The organism is Pseudomonas sp. NPDC087814, assembly GCF_044742865.1.
GTDB lineage: Bacteria > Pseudomonadota > Gammaproteobacteria > Pseudomonadales > Pseudomonadaceae > Aquipseudomonas.
On sequence record NZ_JBIUVK010000049.1, the window covers coordinates 1 to 18,424 of the forward strand.

The 18,424-nt window shown below is 61.3% G+C and carries 19 protein-coding genes; 10 read left to right on the top strand and 9 right to left on the bottom strand.

What is annotated here, in order from left to right:
- Positions 1–127: 127 nt before the first annotated feature.
- On the bottom strand, positions 128–1,534 hold the full coding sequence (locus tag ACIOMR_RS25530) for an amino acid permease (protein WP_134327224.1): 1,407 nt from the start codon (positions 1,532–1,534) through the stop codon (positions 128–130).
- Positions 1,535–2,059: 525 nt separating this feature from the next.
- Here ACIOMR_RS25530 and ACIOMR_RS25535 point away from each other — a divergent pair.
- Both ACIOMR_RS25535 and ACIOMR_RS25540 read left to right on the top strand, forming a co-directional pair.
- Entirely contained in the window at positions 2,060–2,197 is a 138-nt protein-coding gene (locus tag ACIOMR_RS25535; protein ID WP_003175756.1) for a hypothetical protein, read from the top strand.
- Between the two features lie 77 nt (positions 2,198–2,274).
- Positions 2,275–3,234: a leucyl aminopeptidase gene (locus tag ACIOMR_RS25540; protein ID WP_177009254.1), complete on the top strand. Its 960-nt coding sequence runs from the start codon at positions 2,275–2,277 to the stop codon at positions 3,232–3,234.
- A 210-nt stretch (positions 3,235–3,444) separates the two neighbouring features.
- On the opposite strand, the gene rluB is transcribed toward ACIOMR_RS25540, so the two are convergent.
- The 6 genes from rluB to ACIOMR_RS25570 form a co-directional block, all read right to left on the bottom strand.
- Entirely contained in the window at positions 3,445–4,692 is a 1,248-nt protein-coding gene (gene rluB, locus ACIOMR_RS25545; protein ID WP_003220080.1) for a 23S rRNA pseudouridine(2605) synthase RluB, read from the bottom strand.
- Between the two features lie 143 nt (positions 4,693–4,835).
- A complete protein-coding gene (locus tag ACIOMR_RS25550; RefSeq protein WP_003220079.1) occupies positions 4,836–5,027 on the bottom strand; it encodes a DUF1289 domain-containing protein in 192 nt (63 codons plus the stop codon).
- A 131-nt stretch (positions 5,028–5,158) separates the two neighbouring features.
- A complete protein-coding gene (gene scpB / locus ACIOMR_RS25555) occupies positions 5,159–6,118 on the bottom strand; it encodes an SMC-Scp complex subunit ScpB (RefSeq protein ID WP_214499553.1) in 960 nt (319 codons plus the stop codon).
- 12 nt (positions 6,119–6,130) lie between these two features.
- Complete coding sequence (locus ACIOMR_RS25560; protein ID WP_173406103.1) at positions 6,131–6,829, bottom strand: ScpA family protein; 699 nt, start codon at positions 6,827–6,829, stop codon at positions 6,131–6,133.
- A gap of 120 nt (positions 6,830–6,949) precedes the next feature.
- Positions 6,950–7,579, bottom strand: coding sequence for an L-threonylcarbamoyladenylate synthase (locus ACIOMR_RS25565; RefSeq protein WP_003220075.1), 630 nt, complete (start codon positions 7,577–7,579; stop codon positions 6,950–6,952).
- 13 nt (positions 7,580–7,592) lie between these two features.
- On the bottom strand, positions 7,593–8,456 hold the full coding sequence (locus ACIOMR_RS25570) for a PHP domain-containing protein (protein WP_401197049.1): 864 nt from the start codon (positions 8,454–8,456) through the stop codon (positions 7,593–7,595).
- An 87-nt stretch (positions 8,457–8,543) separates the two neighbouring features.
- Between ACIOMR_RS25570 and ACIOMR_RS25575 the strand changes: the two genes are divergently transcribed.
- From ACIOMR_RS25575 to ACIOMR_RS25605, 7 genes are all read left to right on the top strand, one after another.
- Positions 8,544–9,140, top strand: a complete 597-nt coding sequence (locus ACIOMR_RS25575) for a septation protein A (RefSeq protein ID WP_003220071.1) — start codon at positions 8,544–8,546, stop codon at positions 9,138–9,140.
- 1 nt (position 9,141) lies between these two features.
- Positions 9,142–9,441, top strand: a complete 300-nt coding sequence (locus ACIOMR_RS25580) for a YciI family protein (RefSeq protein WP_087692655.1) — start codon at positions 9,142–9,144, stop codon at positions 9,439–9,441.
- A 106-nt stretch (positions 9,442–9,547) separates the two neighbouring features.
- Positions 9,548–9,955 carry a hypothetical protein gene (locus ACIOMR_RS25585; protein WP_003220067.1) on the top strand — a complete coding sequence of 136 codons (408 nt, stop codon included), beginning with the start codon at positions 9,548–9,550 and terminating at the stop codon, positions 9,953–9,955.
- A 7-nt stretch (positions 9,956–9,962) separates the two neighbouring features.
- Positions 9,963–10,640: a response regulator transcription factor gene (locus ACIOMR_RS25590; protein ID WP_003220065.1), complete on the top strand. Its 678-nt coding sequence runs from the start codon at positions 9,963–9,965 to the stop codon at positions 10,638–10,640.
- A gap of 244 nt (positions 10,641–10,884) precedes the next feature.
- Positions 10,885–11,349 carry a Spy/CpxP family protein refolding chaperone gene (locus ACIOMR_RS25595; RefSeq protein ID WP_087692654.1) on the top strand — a complete coding sequence of 155 codons (465 nt, stop codon included), beginning with the start codon at positions 10,885–10,887 and terminating at the stop codon, positions 11,347–11,349.
- A 65-nt stretch (positions 11,350–11,414) separates the two neighbouring features.
- Complete coding sequence (locus tag ACIOMR_RS25600) at positions 11,415–12,758, top strand: cell wall metabolism sensor histidine kinase WalK (RefSeq protein WP_003220063.1); 1,344 nt, start codon at positions 11,415–11,417, stop codon at positions 12,756–12,758.
- Positions 12,759–12,798: 40 nt separating this feature from the next.
- Positions 12,799–14,148: a CoA transferase gene (locus tag ACIOMR_RS25605; protein WP_401197055.1), complete on the top strand. Its 1,350-nt coding sequence runs from the start codon at positions 12,799–12,801 to the stop codon at positions 14,146–14,148.
- 123 nt (positions 14,149–14,271) lie between these two features.
- Here ACIOMR_RS25605 and ACIOMR_RS25610 read toward each other — a convergent pair whose 3' ends face one another.
- Together ACIOMR_RS25610 and arcD (ACIOMR_RS25615) are read right to left on the bottom strand one after the other, a co-directional pair.
- Positions 14,272–15,135, bottom strand: coding sequence for a DNA-3-methyladenine glycosylase (locus tag ACIOMR_RS25610; protein ID WP_008433096.1), 864 nt, complete (start codon positions 15,133–15,135; stop codon positions 14,272–14,274).
- A gap of 2 nt (positions 15,136–15,137) precedes the next feature.
- Positions 15,138–16,565, bottom strand: a complete 1,428-nt coding sequence (arcD, locus tag ACIOMR_RS25615; RefSeq protein ID WP_401197058.1) for an arginine-ornithine antiporter — start codon at positions 16,563–16,565, stop codon at positions 15,138–15,140.
- A gap of 413 nt (positions 16,566–16,978) precedes the next feature.
- Here arcD (ACIOMR_RS25615) and arcD (ACIOMR_RS25620) point away from each other — a divergent pair, with 413 nt between their 5' ends.
- A complete protein-coding gene (gene arcD, locus ACIOMR_RS25620; protein WP_003220056.1) occupies positions 16,979–18,406 on the top strand; it encodes an arginine-ornithine antiporter in 1,428 nt (475 codons plus the stop codon).
- Positions 18,407–18,424 lie beyond the last annotated feature (18 nt).

Below are 18,424 nucleotides of genomic sequence, written 5' to 3' on the forward strand. Positions count from 1 at the left end.
GCCTAAGCGAGGCACCGAGTGGTGGGGCAAAGACCTTTTGGTTACTTTTGGGGCGTTTGCCAAAAGTGACCCGCTGTAAGAGCGGAACCATAAGTCGCCGTTACCGAAGAAACGGATATGTACACCATCAACTCAACACCACCCCCTCCCGAGCCTTGCGCCTGTTCTTGATCCCATAACAAACCCACATAAACACCACCCAAACCGGAATCGCATACACCGACACCTGAATCCCCGGAATCAGCAGCATCACCCCAAGAATAAACACCACAAACGCCAGGCAAACATAATTCCCATACGGATACCAAAGCGCCTTGAACAACGGCACCTGCCCCGTCCGATCCATATGCTGCCTAAACTTGAAATGCGAAAAACTGATCATCGCCCAGTTGATCACCAGGGTCGCCACCACCAGCGACATCAACAACTCCAGCGCATGCTGCGGAATCAGGTAATTCATCAACACCGCCACCAGCGTAATCGCCGCCGACGCCAGGATCGACCGCACCGGCACCCCACGCTTGTCGATCTTCGCCAATGCCCGCGGCGCGTCACCCTGCTCGGCCATCCCCAACAGCATCCGGCTATTGCAGTAAGTGCCGCTGTTGTAGACCGACAGCGCCGCCGTCAGCACCACAAAGTTGAGAATATGCGCTGCCGTGTTACTGCCCAACATCGAAAACACCTGCACAAACGGACTGCCGCTATAGGCGTCCCCGGAGGCATTCAGGGTCTCCAGCAAGCTGTCCCAAGGCGTCAACGACAACAGCACCACCAACGCGCCGATGTAGAAAATCAGGATCCGGTAGATCACCTGGTTGATCGCCTTCGGAATCACCGTGCGTGGCTTGTCCGCCTCAGCCGCAGTAAACCCGAGCATCTCCAGGCCGCCAAACGAGAACATGATGATCGCCATGGCCATCACCAAACCACCCACGCCATGGGGAAAGAACCCGCCGTGCTCCCACAGGTTGGTCACCGAGGCTTGTGGCCCGCCGGTGCCACTCACCAACAGGTAACTGCCCAGGGCGATCATCCCGACAATGGCGACCACCTTGATGATCGCAAACCAGAACTCGGCCTCGCCGAAGACTTTGACGTTGGAAAGATTGATCACATTGATCAGCACAAAAAACGCCGCCGCCGACACCCAGGTCGGGATCTCGGGCCACCAGTAGTGCACATACTTGCCGACTGCCGTCAGCTCCGACATGCCCACCAGGATGTACAAAATCCAGCAGTTCCAGCCCGACAGGAAGCCGGCGAAACCGCCCCAATACTTGTGGGCAAAGTGGCTGAAGGAACCGGCCACCGGCTCTTCGACGATCATCTCGCCCAGCTGGCGCATGATCATGAAGGCGATAAAGCCGCAGATGGCATAACCGAGGATCATCGACGGCCCGGCGGATTTCAGCACGCCGGCCGACCCCAGGAACAACCCGGTGCCAATCGCGCCACCGAGGGCGATCAGTTGGATATGGCGATTTTTCAGGCCGCGCTTCAGTTCGCCTGAATGCGAGTTGGCTTCACTCATGGAAAGGGTCTCACGCAAGGTTTGAGGGTGCTCATGGAGGGGTGCTGCTTTGGTAACGGGCTACAGCAGCGCCGATCAAACCCCGGTCCAGCGTTTTTTCTTACGGTCATACGTCACCTGTTGTTTTTATCTGTGACGAAATCGAACCCGACGGGCTTGTGGCCAGGCGGAATGAACAAGGCGGATAGCCCTGAGAGAGTGGGATCACAGTAAAACGCGGCGCATTGTACACCGCCAAACCTGTCTGGGCTGACAGGATGCGGTGCGGCATATAGGAGGGACATTAGGAAAATTCTTTCAGATAACGAGAAGTTGACGAAAGGACGATTCCTACAAAACCATGCAACCAACTCTCTGTTTCATCGACATAAACCAAATCGCCATCAAAACGGAATAAAAAATCCAAATGGAACCGTGTCAATAAAAATTTTGCAATCCCAAACACTCTCTTCTAGGTTCATCCACTTGCCCAGCGCAGCAAGCTGGCAAGCTCGTTCTCAAACAACGTCATCTAGGAGATTCACCATGCAAGCACTGGAAAATGACCTGGAAACCGAACTGCAACTCGACGATTGGTTTGAAGCGCCGACCCATGAGGCCGCCGTTGAAATGATGCAAGCCGATGCCGTCGTGCCGTTCGGCACCGCGATGTGGCCTTTCTAATCTGATCAGGCACCCCGGCAGGTGCGGGACGCCGCACCTGCCACTGCTCCTACCGAAGGCTTTGAAGGAAGGACGTCATGGACAAGGCCCGCGCCGTCGAACATTTTCTGTATTACCTCGCCCATCACCCGGCCCTCGCCGGCCTGCACCGCCCCACCATTTTGCTTGGCCATACCGAACGCTACGACGCCATCGCCCAATCGATCATCCAGGGCAGCGCTGCCCGCTTCGACTTCCAGGTACAACGCCTGGACCAGGCCCCCAGCGAAACGCTGGCCAAGGCCATCGAAGGCTGCGACCTGTACATGTTCCTCTACGATTCCTCGACCCTGCCCAACCCACGCGCCGAAGGCCCGGACTTTATCCGTGCCCTGCAAGGCGTGATGGCCGAGCACTGGAAAAAGTCCCTGCTGCTCAAGGACTATGGCGATTACTTCTACGACACCTTCAGCGTCGCCCCACAGCGGATTGCCGACCTCAACGCCACGTTGATCCGGCGCATGTCCCAGGCCAGCGTGCTGAGCTTCACCGACCAGCATGGCTCGCGCCTTGAAGCGCCCATGAGCAGCATCAAGAAGTGGACCAATATCAACGGCGTCGGCAACCACGACCTGGCGCCCGGCGAGATCGCGACCCACAGCGAGGCCATCAACGGCCAGGTGCGGTTTGTCGGCACCTTCCTCAGCACCATTCCCTTTGCGCGTAAATACGGCGTGCTGCAATCACCGCTGGAACTGTGGATCGAGAACTCGACCATCTGCACCGTGGCCAGCGAAGTGCCGGGGCTGGCGGATGACTTCAACAAATACCTGAATGCCAACCCGTCCAATCGCCGGGTGGAAGAACTGGGCATTGGCACCAATGAAGGCGTGAAGGATTTGTATGCGCGCAACGCCGGCTTTGAAGAGCGTCATTGCGGGCTGCACCTGGGATTGGGTGGCGGGCAGAAAGGCAGCCACCACCTGGACCTGATCTTCGCCAGCGGCGTGTTGGCCCTCGACGATAAACCCGTGTTCGATGGGGCTTTCATGTTCTGACACGCCCGCCAAAACAATGGAGATCAACTGTGGGAGCGGGCTTGCTCGCGAATGCGGTGGGTCAGTCACTGGATGTATCAACTGATACACCGCATTCGCGAGCAAGCCCACTCCCACAATGGACCTGCTTTGCTCATAGAGCAGGTTCCAAATCCAGGCCAAAAAAAACGCCAACCCGAGGGTTGGCGTTTTCATGCAGCGCTTAACGAATCACTGCGGCTTCTTGCGACCAAAACCTGGACGCTGGCCGGAACCGGCCGGTGCACCACGACGCTTGCCCGATGGCGCGTCATCGACCAGCTTCAGGCCCGGGCGCTTTTTCGGCGATGGCTTGGCTGGACGTTTGGTGCTGGCGCTGTCGTCGGCACGGCCCGCAGCCGGAGCACCACGACCAGACTCGCCACGGTTACCGCGACCGCCAGCAGGTGCATCACCACGACCGGCTGGACGCGGTGCGCGCGGCGCACGTTCGCCATCCTGACGGGGCGGTGCCGAAGGACGACGCTCGCCTTCGATGTGCGGCTCGCGGGAGATGCGGCCGCCCGTGGCCGGTGCATCCAGCGCAGGGCGCAGGGTGCGGGCAACACGGTCGGTACGCGCCACCGGACGCGACGATTTACGCTGCATACGCTCAAGCTTGTCTTTGCTCTTGGCGTTCATCTGCGGCATGGCCACCGGCGTCAGGCCGACTTCGGCACTGAGGATGTCGACTTCGTACTGGCTCATTTCGCGCCAGCGGCCCATCGGCAGGTCGGAGTTGAGGAACACCGGGCCGAAACGCACGCGCTTCAGGCGGCTGACCACCAGGCCCTGGGATTCCCACAGGCGACGTACTTCACGGTTACGGCCTTCCATCACCACGCAGTGGTACCAATGGTTGAAGCCTTCGCCGCCCGGCGCCTGCTTGATGTCGGTGAACCTGGCCGGGCCGTCTTCCAGCACGACGCCGGCTTTCAAGCGCTCGATCATTTCGTCATCGACTTCACCACGCACACGTACCGCGTATTCACGGTCCATCTCGTAGGAAGGGTGCATCAGGCGGTTGGCCAGCTCACCGTCGGTGGTGAACATCAGCAAGCCGGTGGTGTTGATGTCGAGACGACCGATGTTGATCCAGCGGCCTTCTTTGGGGCGCGGCATCTTGTCGAATACGGTTGGACGGCCTTCCGGGTCGTCACGGGTGCAGATTTCGCCATCAGGCTTGTTGTACATGATGACGCGGCGCACCGATTCGGCGGCCTCTTCACGCTTGATGACCTTGCCATCAATGGTGATGGCATCGTGCAGGTCGACGCGCTGGCCAAGGGTGGCTTCAACGCCGTTGACCTTGATGCGCTTCTGGGTGATCCAGGCTTCTACGTCGCGGCGCGAGCCTACGCCGATACGGGCGAGGACTTTCTGCAGTTTTTCGCCTGCGGGGCCGATTTCCTGGGTGTCGTTCTGGTCTTGGTCACTCATCTTAAGCACCTCCCGGTGTGTCGATTCAGGCTTGGCCTGAAGATAGTAAAAGCTGGGCTTTTGGCGAACGCATCGCCAAAGGGTCGCGAATCATACGCTCATGGCGCGCGTTGCGCATCAGAGACTAGTCGATAAGTGCAGGCTCATTTGCCTTTCCGCCGACCGGTGGCACCCAGCGCCAGCAGGCGCAGCTCGGCTTCGGCGAGTACCGTGCGCTTGTCGACCTTGTCGAGTTTCTTCCAGGCACGGATCTCGCGCTTGCTGCGCCCGCAGCCCACGCAGATGTCATCGGTGAATTTGCAAATGCTGATGCAGGGGTCTTTGGTGGAGCTCATTCGAATTCTCCTTGCTGGCGACAATCCAAATGTGGGAGCGGGCTTGCTCGCGAATGCAGTGTGTCAGTCGCCGGATGCTTGGCTGATCCACCGCATTCGCGAGCAAGCCCGCTCCCACATTTTGTTCTGCGTCAGTCTTCGAATTGGCGGCGTTCGTTTTCGATGGCTTCGGCCAGGGCGCGGGCTTCGTCTTCTTCGTCGCTCAGCGGCGGTTGTTCGAGCGCTGCGACGGCGGCCAGCAGTTTGGCACGGGCTTCGGCGACGCCGAGGATGTCCTCCTCGGGTTCAGGCTCGGGCTCATCTTCAACTTCGACTGGCGGCTCAACCTCAACGTTCAGTTGCAGCGCAGGCTCCTGCTCACCGTCACTGACCGCACCATCACGCAGCAAGTCATCGAAGTCGGTCTTGATGCCCTGCTCCATGTCATCCAGTTCCAGCAACAATGTGTGGAAACTGGTTTCGTCCTTCGGCTCTTCCGGCTCGGCGCTGGCGTCGGCCAGCTCCTGCAACCCGGCGGGCACCGGTGCGTCGTCGAAATCCAGGACCGGGTCCGGCTCCATCTCCCGCAGCTCGGCCAGCGGCGGCAAGTCGTCGAGGTTTTTCAGGTTGAAGTGGTCGAGGAACACCTTGGTAGTGGCAAACATCGCCGGCTTGCCGGGCACGTCGCGGTAGCCAACGATCCTGATCCACTCCCGCTCCAGCAACGTCTTGACGATATGGCTGTTGACCGCGACGCCGCGCACGTCTTCGATCTCGCCCCGGGTGATCGGCTGGCGATAGGCGATCAGCGCCATGGTTTCCAGCATCGCGCGGGAATAGCGCTGCGGGCGTTCTTCCCACAGGCGGCCGACCCACGGCGAAAACCTCTCGCGAATTTGCAGGCGATACCCGGAAGCCACTTCCCGCAGCTCGAAGGCACGGCCGTCGCAGGACTTGCGCAGAATCTCCAGGGCCTTCTTGAACACCGGCGGCTCAGGGCGCTCGGCTTCTTCAAACAGTTCGAACAGGCGCTCCAGGGATTGCGGCTTGCCCGAGGCCAGGAGAAAGGCTTCCAGCAGCGGAGCCAGTTCGCGGGGTTCAGTCAGATTCATCGATTCAGCTCTTTATTCGGCTCGCGCCCGCACGTGGATAGCCGCAAAAGGCTCATTCTGGACCAGCTCGACCAAGGATTCCTTGACCAGCTCAAGGATCGCCATAAAGGTCACGACTACCCCCAGGCGCCCTTCTTCCTTGGTAAACAGCTCGACAAACGGCACAAACCCGCCGCCCTTGAGGCGATCCAGCACATCACTCATGCGCTCGCGGGTGGACAGTGCCTCGCGGCTGACCTGGTGGCTTTCAAACATATCGCCACGGCGCAGTACTTCGGCCATGGACATCAGCAACTCTTCCAGGCTCACGTCCGGCAGCAGCTTGCGCGCCCGGGCTTCCGGGGCGTCGAGCTTGGGCACCACCACATCGCGGCCGACCCGGCTCAAACCGTCGATGCCTTCGGCCGCGGCCTTGAAGCGCTCGTACTCCTGCAGGCGGCGGATCAGTTCGGCGCGGGGATCATCCTCTTCCGCCTCGATAGTCTCCGAGCGCGGCAGCAGCATGCGTGACTTGATTTCCGCGAGCATCGCGGCCATCACCAGGTATTCGGCGGCCAGTTCCAGGCGCACGGTCTGCATCAGTTCGACGTAGCCCATGTACTGGCGGGTGATTTCCGCCACCGGGATGTCGAGGATATTGATGTTCTGCTTGCGGATCAGGTACAGCAGCAAGTCCAGCGGACCTTCGAAGGCTTCGAGGAAGACTTCCAGCGCATCCGGCGGGATGTACAGGTCCAGCGGCATTTCCATCACGGCCTGGCCGTAGACCATGGCAAATGGCAGTTCCTGCTGGGCGCCCGCCTGGCTGTCGACGGCTTCCACGGCCGACATTCAGGCCTCGACCATGAACGGTGCCGGGTCGCCACACCCCACACGCACCACTTCCGGCTCGCCATCGGCCAGGTTGATCACGGTGGAGGCCTTGTTGCCGCCGTAGCCGCCGTCGATGATCAGGTCGACGTGTTTTTCCAGCAGCCGGCGCATTTCATAAGGGTCGTACAACGGCTCTTCTTCCCCCGGCAGGATCAGCGACACACTCATCAGCGGCTCACCGAGTTCGGCCAGCAGCGCCAGGGCGATCGGGTGTTCCGGCACCCGCAGGCCGATGGTGCGCTTCTTCGGGTGCAGCAGCAGGCGCGGCACTTCGCGGGTGGCGTTGAGGATGAAGGTGTAGGGCCCCGGCGTGTGGGCCTTGAGCAGGCGGAAGGTGCCGGTGTCGACCTTGGCGAACAGCCCCAGCTGGGACAGGTCGCTGCAAATCAGTGCGAAGTTGTGGTTCTTGTCCAGGTCACGCAGGCGTCTTACGCGCTCGACCGCATTCTTGTCGCCGATCTGGCAACCGATGGCGTAGGACGAATCCGTGGGGTAGATCACCACGCCACCGGCACGGATGATCTCCACGGCCTGTTTGATCAGGCGCGCCTGCGGGTTTTCCGGATGAATCTGGAAGAATTGACTCACGTGTTCTACCTGTTCAGACGGTGGCAATAATGGGGTCATGTTTGAAGCGACACCAAAGGGGCGGCAAATCTTCCGGAACGGCGCGGTACTCGCCAATCTCGGACCAGCCGCCGGGGCCATGAAAATCACTGCCGGCGCTGACCAGCAGACCAAATTCGCGGGCAAGAATCGCCAGGCTGCCTACCTGCTCGGCGGGTTGATGCCCGTTGACCACTTCGATTGCGTGGCCGCCCGCTCCAATATAGTCGCCAATCAGCTTGCGACGCTTGTTGCGAGTGAAATCGTAATGCCACGGATGCGCCAGGCTGACCCAGGCACCTGCTGCCCGCAGTGTGCCAACGGTGTCTTCCAGGGTTGGCCAGTGTTGCTTGACGTCCCCCAGCTTGCCGGCACCCAGCCATTTGCGGAACGCTTCGGCGCGATCCTTTACAAAACCTTCACGCACCATCCAGTCGGCAAAGTGCGGGCGGGCCGGGGCGTTGCCGCTGTCGCCCAGTTCCTGCTGGATGGCGCGGGCGCCTTCCAGGCCGTTGGGCATGCCCTTGAGGGCCAGCTTGCGGCTTATTTCTTCGGACCGCAGCCAGCGGCCATCGTGCAATTTGGCGATGGCCTCCACCAGCGGCGGCGCGTTGACGTCGAAACCGTAGCCCAATACGTGGATGGTTGCGCCGCCCCAGGTGCAGGACAATTCAACCCCGTTGACCAGTTGCATGCCCAACGCATGCGCCGCCTCGCGGGCCTCTGCCAGGCCTTCGAGGGTGTCGTGGTCGGTCAACGACAGGACTCGCACGCCGTTTTCAAACGCACGCGCAACCAGGACCGCGGGCGCCAGGGCGCCGTCGGAGGCTGTGCTATGGCAGTGCAAATCAACATTCACGGGAGTGTGTAACCTCAAGTCAGCTGGCGCTTTCGCTACCAAGGATGTTTGTTATTATGCCGCCACATCCAGCTTCTGGCTCTTACTGTGAAACAATTCATCGACTTCATCCCGCTGTTGCTGTTTTTCATCGTTTACAAAACCGACCCTCGCGTTATCGATCTTGCCGGCCACGAACTGACCCTCGGCGGCATCTACAGCGCCACGGCGGTGCTGATCATCAGCTCCGTGGTGGTCTACGGCGCGCTCTTCATCTCCCAGCGCAAGCTGGAAAAAAGCCAGTGGCTGACCCTGGTCGCCTGCCTTGTGTTCGGCAGCCTGACCCTGGCCTTCCACAGCGAAACCTTCCTTAAATGGAAAGCCCCGGTGGTCAACTGGCTGTTCGCCCTGGCCTTTATCGGCAGCCACTTCATCGGTGATCGCCTGCTGATCAAGCGGATCATGGGCCACGCGCTGACCTTGCCAGACCCGGTGTGGACCCGCCTGAACATCGCCTGGATCGTGTTTTTCCTGTTCTGCGGCGCTGCCAACCTGTTCGTCGCCTTTACCTTCCAGAGCTACTGGGTGGACTTCAAGGTGTTCGGCAGCCTGGGCATGACCGTGCTGTTCCTGGTCGGCCAGGGTATCTACCTGTCGCGCCACCTGCATGACACCGACCCTACCACGCCGAAAACCGAGGACTGACATGCTCTACGCCATCATTTCCACCGACGTCGCCAACTCCCTGGAAAAACGCCTGTCCGTACGCCCGGCCCACGTCGAGCGCCTGAAACAGCTGCAAGCCGAAGGCCGCCTGGTACTGGCCGGCCCGCATCCTGCGGTAGACAGCAACGACCCGGGAGACGCCGGTTTCATCGGTAGCCTGATCGTCGCCGAGTTCGCCTCCCTGGCGGCGGCACAAGCCTGGGCCGATGCTGATCCGTATGTAGCGGCCGGCGTGTACGCCCAGGTGCTGGTCAAACCGTTCAAGCAAGTCCTGCCTTGATTCGTTGCGCGCTGAACCAAATGGCTTCAGCGCACTCCTAAACGCTCATTATTCCCGGTAACCTGCCGACAACGTTCTGAATATTCGTGTGGAATCAGGAGTTCCGATGCGCTTACGTCAGTTGTGTCTGTTGGCAGTGTTAATGATCGGGGCTACGGCCCACGCTGAAGAAACCTCGAACACCGGCAGTTCCACGCCCCTGTCCTTGAGTGCCGGCAGCCAGATCACCGATTTGCAGCAACGTTTGAAAGAGAGCGAACGCCAGCGCGATGAGCTGAGCAAGCAATTGCAAAGTGCTGACGCCACGCGGGAAAGTACCCAACTGAGTAAACTGCGCCAGGAGAACCAACGCCTGGTCCAGCAACTCAAAGAAGCACAGGGCAGTGCCTTGCCACGCTGGCTTACCGAGCAACAACAATGGTTCGTGACCGGCGGGGCAGTCGCGCTGATCGCCCTGTTATGCGGGATCTTCGCCAGTGGCGGGCACCGGCGCCGTCGACAATGGCTAAATTGAGTGAGTCATGAGCGAGCTGTTACTGATAGATGATGACCAGGAGCTCTGTGAGCTGCTGACCAGTTGGTTGAGCCAGGAAGGTTTCCAGGTGCGCGCCTGCCATGACGGCTTGAGCGCCCGCAAGGCATTGGCCGAAGCCGCCCCGGCGGCCGTGGTGCTCGACGTGATGCTGCCCGACGGCAGCGGCCTGGAGCTGCTCAAGCAATTGCGCAGCGACCACCCGGAACTGCCGGTGCTGATGCTCTCGGCCAGGGGCGAACCCCTGGACCGGATCCTCGGCCTGGAACTGGGCGCCGACGACTACCTGGCCAAACCCTGCGATCCTCGTGAACTGACCGCGCGCCTGCGCGCCGTGCTGCGCCGCAGCCACCCGGCCGCCGTGTCCACTCAGCTGGAGCTGGGCGACCTGTGCTTCAGCCCGGTGCGTGGCGTGGTCACTATCGATGAACAGGAATTTGCCCTGACCGTGTCCGAAAGCCGCCTGCTGGAAGCCTTGCTGCGTCAGCCCGGCGAGCCGCTGGACAAGCAGGAACTGGCGCAAATCGCCCTGGGCCGCAAGCTGACCCTGTATGACCGCAGCCTGGACATGCACGTCAGCAACCTGCGCAAGAAGATCGGCCCGCACCCGGATGGCCGGCCACGGATCGTGGCGCTGCGTAGCCGCGGCTATTACTACAGCCTCTAGCCCGCATAGCAGCTGTCGAGCCTCGGCGAGGCTGCGACAGCATCTCCTCGGTACAGGTGTCAGACCGCAGCGCCTGCCTCGCCGCCTCGCCAAGGCTCGACAGTTGCTACGGTCGCCAATAGTTTTGTCAGCCCCGCCCAAAATCCTCTTTACCCAAGCTTTACCGTCCCCTGACTGCCGCTGACCTTGATCTCCGTAATCTACTCACATCCGGACTCACCGGAATAGAGACAGGAGAATCACCATGCGCAAGACCCTTATCGCTTTGATGTTCGCTGCTGCCCTGCCAACCGTTGCCATGGCCGCTGCGCCAGAAGGCCCAGGCCCGATGGGCGGCCCTGAAGGCCACATGATGGGTGGCCCAGGTCACGGCGGTGAACACGGCATGCGGGGCAAAGGTGGCCCTTTCAGCCAGCTGGACCTGAGCCCTGAACAGCGCCAGCAGATCGGCAAGTTGATGGGCCAGCAATGGCACGCTCGCAAAGAGTTGGTGCGCAAGTACCTGGACAAACTGCCAGCCGCTGATCAGAAAGCCATGAAAGACGAAATGGCGGCCGCCAAGCAGAAAACCCAGACCGACATCCGTGCCGTGCTGAAACCCGATCAACAGAAGAAATTCGACGAGATCGTGAAGAAACAAGCCGAGCGCCGCGCCGAGTGGAAGGAATTCCAGGCCTGGAAAGCCCAGCAGCCGCAAAAAGCGCAATAATGATCTAGCTTCACTCCCAGCCCAGTGGCCACCGCCGCTGGGCTTTTCCTGTTTGAGGATTTCTTGTGCGTTCATTGTTCTGGCGCGTCCTTGCCAGCTTCTGGCTGGCCATCGCCCTGGTTGCCGGGTTGTCGATCCTGCTTGGGCATATGCTCAACCAGGACGCCTGGATTCTCAGCCGCCACCCCGGGCTCAATAACCTCGCGCAGGAATGGACGCAGCTTTACGAGGCCCAGGGCGAAGACGCCGCCCAGGAGCTGCTGCAGCAGCGCAAGCGTCAGTACCACATTGACGTGCAAGTGCTTAACGAAAGCGGCGAGCCTGTGGTGCGCGGCACCTTCCCGCGCCGCGCCGCCGCCCTCGAAGCCCGGCAAAACGACAGCCAGGACCGCCACCTGCCCTGGCGCCGGCTGACCGCCGAGTACACCAGCGAAAAAACCGGCGACACCTACCTGCTGATCTACCGCATTCCCCACCCGGAACTGGACGCCTGGCACCGCAGCAGCCTGCTCTGGCCGTTAAGTGCCCTGGCGATTGCGCTGGTGGTGCTGACCCTGTTCAGCCTGTTGGTGACGTTGTCCATCACCCGCCCCCTCAGCCGCCTGCGCGGCGCAGTGCACGACCTGGGCCAGACCACCTATCAGCAGAACAGCCTGGCGCGGCTGGCCAACCGTCGCGATGAATTCGGCGTACTGGCCACCGACTTCAACCGCATGGGCGCCCGCCTGCAAAGCCTGATCGGCAGCCAGCGCCAGTTGCTGCGGGATGTGTCCCACGAACTGCGCTCGCCCCTGGCCCGCCTGCGGATCGCCCTGGCCCTGGCAGAACGGGCCACGCCCGAAGCGCGGGAAAAACTCTGGCCGCGCCTGACCCGCGAATGCGACCGCCTGGAAGCGCTGATCAGCGAAATCCTGGTACTCGCCCGGGTGGACGCCGATAACGCCAGTGCCGAAGACATCGACCTCAACCCGTTGCTCCGGACCCTGCAAAAAGACGCCTTGCTCGGCGCGCCGGACCAACCCGTGCAGCTGGATGCCGAGGCCGGGCTGCACCTCAAGGGCTGGCCGACCATGATCGAACGCGCGGTGGATAACCTGCTGCGCAACGCCCAACGCTTCAACCCGCCCGGGCAACCGATTGAAATGGAAGCCAGACGCCAGGGCGAACGCATTGTGATCAGTGTGCGCGACCACGGCCCCGGCGTGGATGCCGAACACCTGAGCCAACTCGGCGAGCCGTTTTACCGCGCCCCGGGGCAAACCGCCCAGGGCCATGGCCTGGGCCTGGCCATTGCGCGGCGCGCCGCAGAGCGCCATGGCGGCAGCCTGATCCTGGCCAATCATCAAGGCGGCGGCTTTATCGCCAGCGTGGACCTGCCGCTGGAGCCGGGGGTTGTCATTCAACCCTGATGATCTTCTATGATGGTCCTTCTCATTAGGAGGGCCTTTGATGACTGATCTGCTCACCCCCATCCAGGAAGCACTCGATTTACCCGTCACCCCACTGGCCGTAACCGAGGTCGGCGCCCTGCCCTCGACCTTTGCCGTCACCGAACTGGCCAGCGCCAGCATCGGTGCCGCAGGCCAGGCGGTCGCCCAGTTGCTGTTGCAGCAAACCGGGCGCCAGCCCTCGGTGACCGTGGACCGGCGCCTCGCCTCGTTCTGGTTCTCCTCCTCGCTGCGCCCCGACGGCTGGACCACCCCGCCGCTGTGGGACCCGATTGCCGGCGACTACGCCTGCACCGATGGCTGGATTCGCCTGCACACCAATGCACCGCATCACCGTGCCGCCGCCGAGCGCGTACTCGGGCAGGTCGCTGACCGTGAAGCAATGGCCGCGAAGGTTGCGCCATGGACCGCTGCCGAGCTGGAACAGGCGATCGTCGAAGCCAACGGCTGTGCGGCGCAGATGCGTTCGTGGCAAGACTGGCAAGTTCATCCACAAGGCTTGGCGGTCAATCAGGAACCGCTGGTCCATCGCCAGACCTTTGCAGCCCTCAGCGACAAACCCTGGCTGGGCTCGGTGGCAAGGCCGCTGGCGGGCATCAAGGTGCTGGACCTGACGCGCGTATTGGCCGGCCCCACCGCCAGCCGTTTTCTCGCAGGCCTCGGCGCCGATGTACTGCGCATCGACTCCCCTGACTGGAACGAACCCGGCGTGGTGCCGGAAATGACCCTGGGCAAACGTTGCGCCCGCCTGGACCTGAAAAACCCCGACGACCGCCTGATCTTCGAAAACCTGCTCAAGAACACCGACATTCTGCTGCACGGCTACCGCGCCGATGCACTGGAACAGTTGGGCTACGGTGAGGCTGCGCTGCAAGCCCTCGCGCCTGGCCTGATCGACGCCAGCCTCAACGCCTACGGCTGGAGCGGCCCGTGGCGCAATCGCCGGGGGTTCGACAGCCTGGTGCAGATGAGCACCGGGATTGCCGAGGCTGGCAGGCAGTGGAAAAACTCGGACAAACCGGTGCCGCTGCCGTTGCAGGCGCTGGACCACGCCACCGGGTATTTGATGGCGGCCAGTGCGATTCAGGCGTTGAGTGAACGATTGAAATCCGGCCGCGGCGGTTCGGCACTGTTGTCCCTCGCGCGCACGGCAAAGCTGTTGGTGGACGCAGGACAAGTCCCGGAACAACTACCGCTGCGGGCCGAAGAACCGGGTGATCAAGGCTTGGTGGTGGAGCAAACCGCCTGGGGCCCGGCCCACCGCTTGCTGCCCCCGGTGACCATCAGCGGGACACCGTTGCAGTGGGACTTGCCCGCAGGGGAATTGGGCTCACACCGCCCTCAGTGGTGACCGAAGATCCTGTGGCGAGGGAGCTTGCTCCCGCTGGACTGCGCAGCAGGCCCCAGCTTTTGGGTCGATGGGGCCGCTTCGCGCCCCAGCGGGAGCAAGCTCCCTCGCCACAGGTATGCAGAATCAATCCGCGCGGCTCAGTGATGTCCACAAATGCTGCGCCGCATAGGCTCTAAGCGGTCGCCAGGCCTCAGCCCGCGCCAGCAACTGGCGCGGGCTCACCGGCCCGCCTTCCAGCGCCACCAGCGCATTGATCAAACCGATATCCCCCGAGGCAAACGCATCCTGCTCGCGCATCTGGCGCATGGCGATGTACTGCGCCGTCCAGTCACCAATCCCGGGTAATGCGACCAACCGCGCCACGCCTTCCTTCAGGTTCGCCTTCGCCTGGAAAATCTGCGGGTCATCCAGCAACGCCTGGGCCACGCCCGACAAGGTACGCCCGCGACTTTTCGGCATGCCGAGGGTTGCCAAATCTGCGGCTGCCAGCACCTCGGCCGAAGGAAACACATGGGTCACACCGGCATGGGGCGTCACCAGCGGCGTGCCGTACTGCGCCACCAGCTTGCCCGCCAGCTTGATCGCCGCCACCACGGTAATCTGCTGGCCCAACACCGCGCGGATCGCCAACTCCAGCCCATCCCAGGTTCCCGGCACCCGCAAGCCAGGACGCGCCGCCACCAAGCTCGCCATCAAGGGATCATTCGCCAATTGCCGGTTGATCCGCTTCGGGTCAGCCGACAGGTCAAACATGTCCCGTAACCGCCGCTCAATTTCCGGCAACGCAGCCGGGTCGGGGAAGTCCACCGTTACTTCAAGCCAATCACCGGCCCCCGGTGACACACTGAGCCAACCCTGCTGACCGTCGACACTGATACTGCGCGAGTAAACGCCTGCGTCCACCGTCTCCATCCCGCTGATCGCCCGCGCCGACAAAAAGCCCAACATCGCCGCCCAGTCATACGGCGCCTGATACGCCAGCTGCATTCTCACAACGACAATACCCCGCTGTACAACCCATACGCCGCCAGGCTCGCCCCGGCGATCACGCAGGCGAAAATGCCTTTTTCCAGATGGGTAAACAAGGGCTGGCCCTGCTCGCGCTTGGCCAGGGCAAACAGGATCACGCCCGGTGCATACAGCAGCGCCGACAGCAGCAAGTACTTCAGGCCACCGGCGTAGAGCAGCCACACCGCATAGGCCAGGGCGATCAGGCTCACCAGCAGGTCCTTGGTGCGTTCGCCATGGGCGCCTTCGTAGGTTTCACCGCGGCCGCTCAACAGCACCGCATACGCCGCCGACCAAAGATAGGGCACCAGGATCATCGACGACGCCAGGTAGATCAGGGTGGTGTAGGTACTTTCCGAAAACAGCGTGATCACCAGGAACAGCTGGATCATCACATTGGTCAGCCACAGCGCATTGACCGGCACCTGGTTGACGTTTTCCTTTTTCAGGAACGCCGGCATGGTCTTGTCATGGGCGGTGGCATAGAGGATTTCGGCGCAGAGCAAGGCCCACGACAGCAGCGCGCCCAACAGCGAAACCGCCAGGCCGATGCTGATCAACAGCGCGCCCCACGGGCCGACGATATGTTCCAGCACCCCGGCCAGGGACGGGTTTTGCAGGTTGGCCAGTTCCGGCTGGCTCATGATCCCGAGCGACAGCAGGTTGACCAATACCAGCAGTGCCAACACCCCCAGGAAACCGATGACCGTGGCCCGGCCCACGTCCGAGCGTTTCTCGGCCCGCGCCGAGTAGACACTGGCGCCCTCGATGCCGATAAACACAAACACCGTGACCAGCATCATGTTGCGCACCTGATCCACCACGCCGCCGAAATTCGGATTACTCAGGCCCCAGATATCCCGGGTAAAGATATCGGCCTTGAATGCCACGGCGGCGATCACGATAAACATCACCAGCGGTACGATCTTGGCCACGGTGGTGATCTGGTTGATGAGCGCCGCCTCCTTGATCCCGCGCATCACCAGGAAATGCACCGCCCACAACAACACCGACGCGCAGCCAATCGCTACCGGGGTATTGCCCTGGCCGAACACCGGAAAAAAGTAGCCGAGGGTACTGAATAGCAACACGAAGTAACCGACGTTGCCCATCCAGGCACTGATCCAGTAGCCCCAGGCCGACGAGAAACCCATGTAGTCGCCAAACCCGGCCTTGGCGTACGCGTATACGCCGGAATCCAGTTCCGGCTTGCGGTTGGCCAGGGTCTGGAACACAAAGGCCAGGGTCAGCATGCCCACGGCGGTAATGCCCCAGCCAATCAACACCGCGCCTACCTCGGCCCGCGCCGCCATGTTCTGCGGCAACGAGAAAATCCCGCCGCCGATCATCGAGCCCACCACCAGGGCGATCAAGGCATTGAGGCGCAGCTTTTCCGAGGATTGGGACATGAATACTCCTGAACAAAACAACCATTGAGCCAACAACTGTGCACTCAACTAATTTATTAAGCCGGCGCAGCGTTTATTAGATATAGCCAATAAAGGCGCCTGTTTCATAACTTAAAGGCATGACAATAAACAGCGTTAAGGCAAATTTATAATTTAAATAACGCTGCGCTGTAAAAGTTTGCATATCTGCAAATACGGGCTAGCTTCAAAGGTCCACGCTAATGAGAAAACCTGTTGTTTGAAACGCAGAACCGCTCTACGACGAGCCTCTGCGAGGCACTTGAGCGCCCGTACCTTTCATCATAAGTCATTAATTCACAATGGAATGTGCCAATGAAGTGATCTGAGTCAGCTGTTTGATTAGCGCACGGATTTATTCTGTGGTCTCTCTTCTCCTGCATTGGAGTCATGCGATGTCTGAATCTCCCGGAAAACTTCGACTCGGCGCACTGGTTGCACTTGTCGTGGGTTCAATGATTGGTGGCGGGATCTTCTCACTGCCGCAAAACATGGCGGCCAGCGCCGATGTCGGCGCGGTACTGATTGGTTGGGTGATCACCGCCGTGGGCATGTTGACCCTGGCGTTCGTGTTCCAGACCCTGGCCAATCGCAAGCCCGACCTCGACGGCGGGGTCTATGCCTACGCCAAGGCCGGGTTTGGCGACTACATGGGTTTCTCATCCGCCTGGGGTTACTGGATCAGTGCCTGGCTGGGCAACGTCGGCTATTTCGTGCTGCTGTTCAGCACCCTCGGTTACTTCTTCCCCATCTTCGGCGAAGGCAACACCCCGGCGGCGGTGATCGGCGCGTCGGTGCTGCTGTGGGCCGTGCACTTCCTGGTACTGCGCGGGATCAAGGAAGCCGCGTTCATCAACCTGGTGACCACCATCGCCAAGGTGGTGCCACTGGTGCTGTTTGTGTTGATCGCGCTCTTCGCGTTCAAGCTGGACATCTTCACCGCCGACATCTGGGGCGTGAAAAACCCGGACCTGGGCAGCGTGATGAACCAGGTGCGCAACATGATGCTGGTCACCGTCTGGGTGTTCATCGGCATTGAGGGCGCAAGCATCTTCTCGTCCCGCGCCGAAAAACGCTCCGACGTCGGCAAGGCCACGGTGATTGGTTTTATCACCGTGCTGCTGTTCCTGATGCTGGTGAACGTGCTGTCCCTGGGGATCATGACCCAACCGGAATTGGCCAAGCTGCAAAACCCGTCGATGGCCGCCGTGCTGGAGCACGTGGTGGGTCACTGGGGCGCGGTATTGATCAGCGTCGGCTTGATCATTTCCTTGCTGGGGGCGCTGCTGTCGTGGGTGCTGCTGTGTGCGGAGATCATGTTCGCCGCCGCCAAGGACCACACCATGCCGGAGTTCCTGCGTAAGGAAAACGCCAACCACGTGCCGGCCAACGCCCTGTGGCTGACCAACGCCATGGTGCAGATTTTCCTGGTGATCACGCTGTTCTCGGCCAGCACTTACCTGTCGCTGATCTACCTCGCCACCTCGATGATCCTGGTGCCTTACCTGTGGTCGGCGGCCTATGCACTGCTGCTGGCGGTGCGCGGTGAAACCTATGAAAGCGCCCCGGGCGAACGCAGGAAAGACCTACTGATCGGCGCCATCGCGTTGATCTACGCGGTCTGGCTGCTGTACGCCGGTGGCACCAAGTACCTGTTGCTGTCCGCCCTGCTCTACGCCCCTGGCGTGATCCTGTTCGCCATGGCCAAGCATGAACTGGGCAAACCGATTTTCACCAACGTCGAGAAGCTGATTTTCGCCGCAGTCGTCATAGGCGCCCTCGTGGCGGGCTATGGCCTCTACTCCGGCTTCCTGACCCTGTAATCATTGTTCACTGGAGGA

Coding starts and splice junctions, on each gene's coding strand:
- arcD (WP_003220056.1), top strand. CDS start 16,979: ATGTCTGAATCTCCCGGAAAACTTCGACTCGGCGCACTGGTTGCACTT.
- ACIOMR_RS25535 (WP_003175756.1), top strand. CDS start 2,060: ATGCAAGCACTGGAAAATGACCTGGAAACCGAACTGCAACTCGACGAT.
- ACIOMR_RS25550 (WP_003220079.1), bottom strand. CDS start 5,027: ATGAGCTCCACCAAAGACCCCTGCATCAGCATTTGCAAATTCACCGAT.
- ACIOMR_RS25605 (WP_401197055.1), top strand. CDS start 12,799: ATGACTGATCTGCTCACCCCCATCCAGGAAGCACTCGATTTACCCGTC.
- ACIOMR_RS25585 (WP_003220067.1), top strand. CDS start 9,548: ATGCGCTTACGTCAGTTGTGTCTGTTGGCAGTGTTAATGATCGGGGCT.
- ACIOMR_RS25580 (WP_087692655.1), top strand. CDS start 9,142: ATGCTCTACGCCATCATTTCCACCGACGTCGCCAACTCCCTGGAAAAA.
- arcD (WP_401197058.1), bottom strand. CDS start 16,565: ATGTCCCAATCCTCGGAAAAGCTGCGCCTCAATGCCTTGATCGCCCTG.
- ACIOMR_RS25590 (WP_003220065.1), top strand. CDS start 9,963: ATGAGCGAGCTGTTACTGATAGATGATGACCAGGAGCTCTGTGAGCTG.
- scpB (WP_214499553.1), bottom strand. CDS start 6,118: ATGAATCTGACTGAACCCCGCGAACTGGCTCCGCTGCTGGAAGCCTTT.
- ACIOMR_RS25530 (WP_134327224.1), bottom strand. CDS start 1,534: ATGAGTGAAGCCAACTCGCATTCAGGCGAACTGAAGCGCGGCCTGAAA.
- ACIOMR_RS25595 (WP_087692654.1), top strand. CDS start 10,885: ATGCGCAAGACCCTTATCGCTTTGATGTTCGCTGCTGCCCTGCCAACC.
- rluB (WP_003220080.1), bottom strand. CDS start 4,692: ATGAGTGACCAAGACCAGAACGACACCCAGGAAATCGGCCCCGCAGGC.
- ACIOMR_RS25610 (WP_008433096.1), bottom strand. CDS start 15,135: ATGCAGCTGGCGTATCAGGCGCCGTATGACTGGGCGGCGATGTTGGGC.
- ACIOMR_RS25540 (WP_177009254.1), top strand. CDS start 2,275: ATGGACAAGGCCCGCGCCGTCGAACATTTTCTGTATTACCTCGCCCAT.